This is a genomic window from Mesorhizobium sp. M4A.F.Ca.ET.090.04.2.1 (assembly GCF_003999085.1).
Lineage (GTDB): Bacteria > Pseudomonadota > Alphaproteobacteria > Rhizobiales > Rhizobiaceae > Mesorhizobium.
In genome coordinates, this window is record NZ_RZOT01000212.1 from 1 (window position 1) to 9,251 (window position 9,251).

Here is a 9,251-nt window from a genome sequence, read left to right on the forward strand (position 1 = left end):
TGTCGTCGCCGAGCCGGAACCGGCTGAATACGTCAAGATCTGCGACGTGTACGGCTCGGGCTACTTCTACATCCCCGGCACCGAAACCTGCCTGCGCATCGGCGGCTATGTCCGTTACGACATCGGCCTCGGCGACGTCGGCTCGTTCGACGGTGCGTCGTCAGTCGACCACGAGGACGGCGACGAGCAGGACACCTGGTACAAGAACGCCCGCTTCACGCTGAAGACCTGGACCGGCCAGGAAACCGAGCTCGGCACCTTGAAGACCTATACCGAGACCCGCTTCAACTTCGGCAACCGCAACACCTACGGCATCCCGGACGATCCGGCGACGACGGCGACGGATGAGACCTTCTCCAACCCGGCCGGCAACAAGGGCGTTTCGCTGAACTTCGCCTGGATCCAGCTCGGTGGCCTCCGCGTCGGTAAGGACGAATCGGCCTTCAATACGTTCATCGGCTACGCCGGCAACGTCATCCAGGATACGCTGGTTCCGTACGGTGACTTCGATACCAACGTCATCCAGTACTACTTCGACGCCGGCAACGGTTTCTCCGCCGTCCTTTCGCTCGAAGAAGGCTCGGGCGTCGTCGGCACGATCGACAGCTACGTTCCGCATGTCGTCGGCGGCTTGAAGTACACGCAGGGCTGGGGCGCCATCACTGGCGTCGTCGCCTATGACGCCAACTACGAGGAAGTCGCCGGCAAGGTTCGCCTGGACGTCAACGCCACCGACGCGATCTCGCTGTTCATCATGGCGGGCTACGGCACCGACGACAACCTCACGGACGGCACCTGGGCAATCCCGGCTGGCGGTCGCGGCTTCTTCAAGCAGTGGGGCGGCAACTGGGCGGTCTGGGGTGGCGGCACCTACAAGTTCAACGAGAAGACCTCGTTCAACACCCAGATCTCGTATGACGATTGGGAGAACCTCGGCATCGCAGCGAACATCGCCTACGACATCGTGCCCGGCTTCACCGTCACGGCCGAAGTCGACTACCTGCACGCAGGTCAGTTCGATGACGCCGGCTTCTCCAACTGGACCAACGCCGACAGCAAGAACAGCGTTGGCGGTCTCCTCCGCTTCCAGCGCTCGTTCTAACAGGCCCTGGCTGACCGAAATCGAACCCGGCGGGCAACCGCCGGGTTTTTTCGTACAACGGCGACGCGATTATCAAAGTCGCGCGATGCGCCGGAAAGTCCCCGGCTTCGTCACCCTCGGGCGGGGCGGGAGCGAAGCGACCGCGCAGACCTGAGTATCCATGCCGTAACCTCGCGGCAGCGCTCCGACGTCTCAGAACCGAACGGTACTGCCCGGTTCCGCGAAAGAGGTCGAACTGGGTTGGTTTTCTCGATCAGCTCGACCTTCCACCAGCGGCCAGCGTTTAGCGACTCTCGCGCTGAACGGCGTCACGGACGTCGAAATACGCCTCGTACCAGCCACCGCAGCGGCTGGTGAAGCACGGACCCTGACCGGACTTGTGCTGCGGTATGCGGCGACCGAGGTCGTTTGTGGCGCCGATGTAGATCGCGCCCCACTTCCGGATTGCGGTCATGTGGACGTAGCCGGTCATGAGCAACGGCTATCCAGCAATCGGTCGGCAAATGATTCTTAAAGTTCCGCCAGATCGCCCAAGGCATCAATCAATGGCTGGATTCTGCCCTGATAGTTTTTCCAGCGCTTGACCGACGACGTGTAGATCGGTTGGCGAACTTGCCAGCGACTGATTGTTCTGACCGACCCAACCTTGTCGAAAAAGCGAAGACAGGCATCATCCCAGGTCAAGCCAAGGTGATCTATAAGACGACGCGATTGCCCTTCTTGATCAAAGATCATGTCTTCGTAGCGATTCTCAAAAATTCGCCCTGGGAATATCGTGTGCCAATGCCGCATAAGCCGATCATACTCACGATAGACCAGCCCAAGAGTCTCAAGATCGTAACTGTACTTATGGCCTTCTTGAAGATTTGAAAAGAAACAAGAAAGACAATTGTCAATAGCATCACGCCCGCAGTGAATAATCCGAGCGTTTGGGAAAAGAATTCCAATAAGGCCAACAAGCTCGAAATTATGAGGTATTTTGTCGATAATGCGTGGCGCGGTAGGCGAATAAAGACGCAAGTACGACAGATATTCCTCAGCCAGCGCATGCCATTGCTGGATCGTCATCGACCTTACCGCCTCTCCAAAAGATCGTCCCGGCTCCAGCTTTAAACCGATTGACGCCGCCATTCGCCCCAGTTTCGTAAGCTCTCCGGCCCCGTGAACTTCCGGATGACTCGAGCAGATTTGCTCGGTCAGGGTTGTACCCGAGCGTGGCATCCCGAGGACAAACACGGGCATTTCGGATGGGTTACCATACCCCGCTTTGGATGCTACCAGGCCTGCATCGAATAACCCGATCAGGGAATCGATCCGCCTACGATAGGAATGAACATCAAAATCTCGGGTCTTAAATGTCTTGGCCTTTAGAAAATGGTCCATCGCCTCGTCATAGCGGCCAAGGTCGTTCAGAACCTTGCCTGCCGCCAGATGAAGCCCATACTGCTCGCCGGCGGAAATTGCAGGTTTGCCAAGTTCGTCCAAGATGGACTTGAGTTCGGGCGGTTCGGTGGAAAATTTTCGAGTGTTAACAAGAGCGCGGTAGGCTCCAGGTACGTCCAGACGCCGGGCGATGGTTTCTTTCAGACACGTTGCTGCCTCGTCCATCTGTCCGAGGTTGATGAGTGTATCCGCCAAGCCCAACCGGGCTTGCAGATGATCACGATTGGTCTCTAGTGCCCTCTGGTAGATCGGCAGGGCCATTTCGGCCTTGTCAAACCCGGCATAAGCCCGCCCCAGCCCGCACAATGCCTCGACCAGATCGGGCTTCAGTTCGCAGGCGCGCTGCAAATGCCTGATCGCCGCCGGGTGGTCTCCAACTTTCAAGCAAGCCTCGCCCAGACTGAGCTGATAGTATGGGTTGCTGGGCTCCTGGGCGGCAGCCCTAGCGAAAAATTTGATGGCCAACTCGTTGTCGACGTTAAGCCCCAGCGTGCCCAGTATGTACAGTGCGAGGGCATGGTTGGGCGTTCTTGCCAGGACGCGGTGACACAGTTCCTCCGCCTCCGGCAGCCGCTCGGCCTTCTGCAGTTCGAGCGCCTGCCGCAGCAGCATGTCGTCGGCCTGGGCGCGCGTCGGCACTACCTGCGGCGGCCTCGGCTGCAGCGGCTTTGCTTGCGGCTGTTTGGCTGGCGACGCGGATCGGCTCTTGAGATGCTTGGACCACGCGGGCGGCAATCGGTTGCTCATCTTGTCTCGCTAGCAAAACGAGCAGGGAGAATCCAGCCTTTGACGAATCAAGCCGCCAGGGAAGAGTCCACAAACCTGCCGTGAAGGCGCCCGCCCAGCCGCCAGGCCATGTCGCCCGACAGAAACGCAAAGTTTGTTGCCGGGCCTGAATGACAGAGCGAACAGGGAACTCTGAAGGAAGACCCTGAGCGAACACCCGCCGCGCTTGCGCCTTCCCGCCAGCAGGCTGGCCGATCGACTGAACGGGCGGGCCGGTTGACCCGTCGGCCGCGACCGCATAATTTTAGATGATACTAATACACAATACCATGCGACGGACGCGATCTTGACCGATTCACTGCAGGGCGAATCCTGCTAATAATCCTGCTATTATTGCTACGAAATTTGATAAGAGGGGAATGACAATGCGTTTTGACCGGAATCTGCTGCTTGTAGGGCTGGTCCTGCTTGGCTCTGCACGTGCCTTCGCTGCTGACCTGCCGAGCCCGAACGCTCAGACGGTTGAGGAAGCCGCGCCGGCGGGCCAGCCATACTGGTCCTTCACCGCGGGCACATATCTGTGGGCGGCCGGCATGAGTGGCGACGTCGGACAGTTCGGGCTGCCTCCGGTTTCGGTGGAAAACTCGTTCTCCGACATCCTGAAGCATCTGGACTTCGGCGCGATGCTCGTCGCCGAACTCCGCTACGGCGACTTCGGTCTGTTCAACGACTTCATGTACATCAAGCTTTCGGGCGAAAACGCCACGCCCAACGGCATCGTCGCCGACAGCGTCAGCGTCGACTCCGAGAGCGTGACCTACACCGCGGCTGGCGAATATCGCCTGATCGACGACGCCTCGGGCAGCCTCGATCTCCTGGCGGGTGCCCGGATCTGGTCGGTCGATACCGACATATCCTTCAGCGGCGGAGCCTTCGACGGGCTGACCTTCAGCGAAGGCGATACCTGGGTTGACGCGCTGGCTGGATTCAAAGGGCGCTATAACATCAATTCCGAGTGGTATCTGAGCGGCTGGGCCATGGCCGGCGGCGGCTCGTCGGACTACATGTGGGATCTGTGGGGCGGCGTCGGTTATCAGGTCAACGACAAGTTCTCCGCCCTGATCGGCTATCGTGCCTCCGGGGTCAATTACGACAACGGCGACGGCTTCGTCTTCGACGTCGTCCAGCAGGGACCGGTAATCGGGGCGATCTACCGCTTCTGATCCGGCGGCACCCGGCAGAGACTACTGATGCGCTCGCCTATGAAGGCTTGCGGCTGCTCGCCATCAACATTGTCACATCCCGCCTGCGCATGCCGTCAGGGACGGATATATACTTGCCGTAACCGCTTACGCTTTGAACCACTACTTTACTTGAACCGAATCCCCCTGCTTTACGCCGGCCGAGTCCGAGCAAAATGTCTTCGCATTCAACGCGTGATGCAACGGAAGCCGAGGTGGCATGTGGATGTGTCTACAGGCTGCGCCATGCGCGCGGCCGGGCGGTAACGGCGGCAGTAGCTGGGAGCGCACAGGAAGGATCCGCCCTTGGTTACCCTGCGTGGAATCCTGATGTCGGGCGTCAGCGGATCGTAGCTCGCCTCGCGTTCGCCGCCGCGCGGGTTGGCAATCGTGCAACAAGGGCTCTCGATCCGGCGGTGCTCCTGGTACCAGTCAGTCGTCCACTGCCAGACATTGCCAGCCATGTCGGAGAGCCCGTAGCCGTTTGCCGGAAAAGAGCCGACCGGCGCTGTCCATTCGTAGCCGTCCTCGCAATCGTTGCGGAATGGGAACTCGCCCTGGTACGTGTTGGCCATGTGCTGCCCGCCCGGGGTTAGCTCGTCGCCCCATGTGAACTCAGCGCCATCCAGCCCGCCCCTGGCGGCGAACTCCCATTCGGCCTCTGTCGGAAGCGCCTTACCCGCCCAGTTCGCATACGCTTCCGCGTCCTGGTACGCGATGTGCACAACAGGATGATTTTCGAGGCCCCTGAGTCCGCTGGCAGGCCCGCGAGGATGCCGCCAGTTCGCACCGCGCACATAGGCCCACCAGTTGTAGTGATTGCCGCGATCAATGCTGCGTGAATGCCTCACGAACAAGGCCGAAGCCGGTATCAACGATTCAGCGCTGGCCCCGGGATAGTCCGCCGCATTTGCCGGACGCTCGGCCACCGTGACGTAGCCGCTGGCCTCGACAAAGCGCTTGAACTCACCATTCGTGACAGTCGTGCGATCCATCCAGAAGCCACCGACGACAACGCGATGCGCCGGCGCCTCTTCGGGATAGTGATGGTCGGACCCCATCAGGAACTCGCCGCCAGGGATCCAGACCATAGCGCCGTGCGACGAGGCCGCTGGCTCTGTGGCAAGCCGTGCCTCAGTCATCGGGCGGCCTCGTCTGGACGGCGGTAACTCATCCGCCTTTCAATCCCCCGCAGCGAACATTTCTTGCGGGCTTGGTGTCACCAGCGGTGTGAAGTACGTCAACCGCAGAGCTTCCATAAGCAACAGTGGAGGCTTCATCTGGCTCGCAAGCTCGGTAATTCTTGCCTGCAGCTCCTTGACCTTATCAGGGTTCTTGTCAGCCAGATTGGTGGCTTCTGATTTGTCCTGGGCCAAATTAAAAAGCTCGACCTTCTGCGGTAACGTAGCTGACCATACCAGTTTCCAATCGCCCTCGCGCACGGCGCCGGACATCGGATCAACGTTGTAGACAATCTCGGTGCGCGGCGCAGGTTTCCCATCGCTGATGGCCGGCCACATATCCATGCCGTCCAGCGGCTTGTTCTTGTCGAGCTTGGCACCAGCCAACCCGGCCAGGGTTGGCAACATGTCGACGACGTGCATCAGGCCATTGAAGACACCAGGCTTGATCTTGCCGGGCCAGTTCATGAAGGCAACCGAGCGAGTGCCCCCCTCATAGAGGGTGCCCTTGCCTTCGCGATATGGCCCATTATTGGCGGGAAGTTTGCCCTCCACCTTCGAGTCACCCGTAAACATCGAGTTGATGACGCCGCCATTGTCGCTCATGAAAACGATAAGGGTGTTGTCGCGAATCCCCTTCTTCTCAAGGGCGGCCACGACATTTCCCACCTCGTCATCGATCACCGTGATCATGGCGGCATAGGCTCTACGGTTCTCGTCGGTGATGTTGCTAAACCGGTCGAGATATTCCTTCGGGGCCTGGAAGGGCGTGTGAGGCGCGGTGAAGGCGAGGTAGAGAAAGAGGGGCTTTTTCGGGTCGTGGGCGTTGATGACCCGGACAGCCTCCCGACCGAACAGGATGTTGTCGAAGCCCTTCTCCTTGATCGGCTTGTTGTTTCGGTACCAGTCGGGGATACCGTGCGAAGCATGTTTGAAATGGTCGATCTCGCCGACGGTTGCCCCGTAGAATGAATCGAATCCACGTTGTTTCGGCCAGTAATCCGTCTTGGCATGGCCAAGGTGCCATTTGCCGCTCATCGCCGTTTGATAACCGGCGCCTTTGAGGACCTGCGGAAGAAGGGTTTCGTCCAGCGGAAGACCATAGGTTCCCGCAGCGGGGACAACGCCAACCTGCATGCCATAGCGTAGCGGATAGCGGCCGGTCATGAGGGCGCAACGCGTTGGCGTGCACATCGGCTGCACGTAATATTCCTCGAGCTTCGCCCCCTCCGCGGCAAGCTTGTCGATGTTGGGCGTCTTGATGTCTGAGCCATGGTAGCCGACGTCCAGCCAGCCCTGATCGTCCGAAACGATGTAGACGATGTTGGGCTGCGCTGGCTCGGCCGCCGCCGACTGAACGCCCGCAAGTCCGGCAAATACCCCCGAAAGGCCGACGGGTGCGGCAAATCGCGAAACGGCAGCCGCCGTGCCGGCCATCAATGCGTCGCGCCGCGTGATTTTGTTGCCGGCTTCAGCCGGGAAGTCACGATCGTTGCTCATGTTGTGCCCCTGCTCTGCTAAACTGATTCATGCATTCGAACCCTGGCCCGCGCGAACCGAGCAGACAGGATCTTGCGCCGCCTTCCGCGGCTAGGACGCTTGACACCATCGCCGAACTGGCCGTCACGGCCACGCCCAGGAAGCCGGCAGCTCCACAACGCATGATTGCTCGGGCGGGCGCACCCGATGTTCTCGGCGCAGCCCACTGAAACTGGTCTTTTCTGCTCATAGTCCCCGCCCGCCTTTTGTAGGCGATATTCCCGCGCCAATTTGATTTCGCGCAATTTGCTTATAAGATATACCTAATACAACCGTCCTGCTATCCACTTTGCGCAAAGGACGTTTTTTTGACTGCTTGGCCTTCATCGCCTTCGTACAGGGATGTGCTGCTTGGCCCTGACGACCTAACCAGCGCCGCCTCTGGCCTGCCCGTGGAAGTCGACAGGCTTTCGGCAGGCCGGCTTCCCTCGCGCATCCGGCAAATCCAGTCCCCCGGCAAGTGGGCGCTCGACCTGCCAGAATTCAATTGCGCCTTCCGCGCCAGGGGTGGTTTCGATCCAGGCTCCGTGGCGTTGGTGGCTATCGAGCGGGCCTGTGGGTCGACGATATGCGGCATTGCGCTCGAAGATGACTTGATCCTGGCAATCCCTGCCGGCACGAGCGTGACGGCGACGGTCCGGCCCGGTCTCACTTATGCTGTCGCCATTGTTCCGACCGCGACCTGGATGGAAATCCAGTCGATTGCGGCGGGGATGGTTCTCGAACGGATTAACGATCGCCCCGCGGCAGTTCGGCTCGCCACCGACGAAGCGCAAAGACTCAGAAGCCAGATGAAGTCGATAGCAGACCACCTCGGGACAATTGCAAGCGATCCAATTCTGCTTGAGCAGCCTCCAGGTGCAGTCGTGGAATATCTGGGGCTGGTGGCTGACGCCTTCGCGGAGGGAGACAGTCGTGAGACCGGGACAGCCAGTTCCGCGAGTCGTCATTTCACACAAGCGTCGGCGGCCGAGGATTTCATTCGCACTCATATCCGGGAAGACATTCCCATTGTTCGACTGTGCAAGGAAATCGGTGTCAGCCGTCGACAGCTCGAGTACGCCTTCCGCACCACATTTGCAGTGACCCCGCTCGAATTCATCAGAGCGCTCCGCCTCAACGAAGCCAGACGGCTCCTTACCACGGCGCGTGCAAACGGCTTGAGCGTTACAACGATTGCTATGGATTTGGGGGTCACCCATCTGGGCCGCTTCGCCGCGAACTACCGCCTCTTCTTCGGCGAGTCTCCGAAGGAAACACTTCAGCGTGCCGGGAGATCGTGACCCAGGGCGTAACGTGCGCCGAGAAAATTGCGCCGCGTTGTCATTGCAACGAGTTCGATGGAATTGCGCAATCCGGATAGAAGTCGCACTCGTGAATTAGTATATTCTAAAATGCTAACAATAAGCTGCCTCTGATACGCAGGGTCTGCGAGCGGGCACAGCCTGATTTGGGTTTGGCGCAGGCTTGCGTCGGGCGGGTGGTTATATCGGCCGCGAATCTAAGTGCACGGAGTGATGAGCTTCTGGGAGGATGCAAAAATGGCAAGACCTAGCTTGAGATTGACCGGCGCTGCCGGGATCGCCGTCGTCATGATGTTTGCCGATATGGTCGACGCGGTTGCCCCGTTCTCCTCCTTCGTGGGCGACGCACAGGCGAAAGTTGGCCGTCCGCTCACGCCTGGCAGCGTCGCAGGGGTCGCAAGGCGTACCACACGCAGAACAATCCGCCGTACGACCATCTACGTGACCAGGCTCCCCGCAGCGTGCGTGAAGACCACGATCGACGGCACAGTGCTGTGGCACTGTGGCAGCAGGTACTATCAGCCCTACGGCGGACGCTACGTCGTCGTCCACATAAATTGAGCGGAAGTGACGTCAGGTCCTGAAGAGGCGGTGGAACTTGCACCTGCCACTCGCTCACGCTAGCAAGAGGTCCCTTTCTCAACGAGCCTCTTGCCATGCGCCTGCGCCCTCCCCTTACGCCGATCATCGCCGCGCTTCCCTCGACGGTGCCGTT

General features: G+C 59.8%; 7 protein-coding genes and 1 pseudogene. 4 read left to right on the top strand and 4 right to left on the bottom strand.

The genetic code is table 11. The features are described from left to right. A partial coding sequence (locus tag EN781_RS16395) for a porin (RefSeq protein ID WP_145965523.1) occupies positions 1-1,102 on the top strand: 1,102 nt, incomplete at its 5' end. Positions 1,103-1,313: 211 nt separating this feature from the next. On the opposite strand, the pseudogene EN781_RS34395 reads toward EN781_RS16395, so the two are convergent. Next, positions 1,314-1,574, bottom strand: a pseudogene (locus EN781_RS34395) (GIY-YIG nuclease family protein); the annotation flags it as partial. Positions 1,575-1,612: 38 nt separating this feature from the next. Beyond that, positions 1,613-3,292, bottom strand: coding sequence for a sulfotransferase (locus EN781_RS16405; protein ID WP_126055729.1), 1,680 nt, complete (start codon positions 3,290-3,292; stop codon positions 1,613-1,615). Between the two features lie 404 nt (positions 3,293-3,696). On the opposite strand from EN781_RS16405, the gene EN781_RS16410 reads away from it, so the two are divergent. Further along, positions 3,697-4,494: a hypothetical protein gene (locus EN781_RS16410; RefSeq protein ID WP_126055730.1), complete on the top strand. Its 798-nt coding sequence runs from the start codon at positions 3,697-3,699 to the stop codon at positions 4,492-4,494. A 206-nt stretch (positions 4,495-4,700) separates the two neighbouring features. On the opposite strand, the gene EN781_RS16415 is transcribed toward EN781_RS16410, so the two are convergent. Next, positions 4,701-5,603, bottom strand: coding sequence for a formylglycine-generating enzyme family protein (locus EN781_RS16415; RefSeq protein ID WP_127400149.1), 903 nt, complete (start codon positions 5,601-5,603; stop codon positions 4,701-4,703). A gap of 90 nt (positions 5,604-5,693) precedes the next feature. After that, the gene (locus EN781_RS16420; protein ID WP_126055731.1) at positions 5,694-7,193 is read right to left on the bottom strand and encodes an arylsulfatase; all 1,500 of its coding nucleotides are present in this window, start codon (positions 7,191-7,193) and stop codon (positions 5,694-5,696) included. A 431-nt stretch (positions 7,194-7,624) separates the two neighbouring features. Here EN781_RS16420 and EN781_RS16425 point away from each other — a divergent pair, with 431 nt between their 5' ends. Both EN781_RS16425 and EN781_RS16430 read left to right on the top strand, forming a co-directional pair. Beyond that, positions 7,625-8,515 (top strand): helix-turn-helix domain-containing protein, encoded by an 891-nt coding sequence (locus tag EN781_RS16425; RefSeq protein ID WP_126055732.1) that lies wholly within the window; start codon positions 7,625-7,627, stop codon positions 8,513-8,515. A 309-nt stretch (positions 8,516-8,824) separates the two neighbouring features. Beyond that, entirely contained in the window at positions 8,825-9,097 is a 273-nt protein-coding gene (locus EN781_RS16430) for a hypothetical protein (RefSeq protein WP_245455710.1), read from the top strand. Positions 9,098-9,251: the final 154 nt, after the last annotated feature.

Bases quoted from the DNA above. Each gene is read 5' to 3' on its own strand.
- EN781_RS16405 (WP_126055729.1), bottom strand. From the start codon at position 3,292: ATGAGCAACCGATTGCCGCCCGCGTGGTCCAAGCATCTCAAGAGCCGA.
- EN781_RS16410 (WP_126055730.1), top strand. From the start codon at position 3,697: ATGCGTTTTGACCGGAATCTGCTGCTTGTAGGGCTGGTCCTGCTTGGC.
- EN781_RS16415 (WP_127400149.1), bottom strand. From the start codon at position 5,603: ATGGTCTGGATCCCTGGCGGCGAGTTCCTGATGGGGTCCGACCATCAC.
- EN781_RS16420 (WP_126055731.1), bottom strand. From the start codon at position 7,193: ATGAGCAACGATCGTGACTTCCCGGCTGAAGCCGGCAACAAAATCACG.
- EN781_RS16430 (WP_245455710.1), top strand. From the start codon at position 8,825: ATGATGTTTGCCGATATGGTCGACGCGGTTGCCCCGTTCTCCTCCTTC.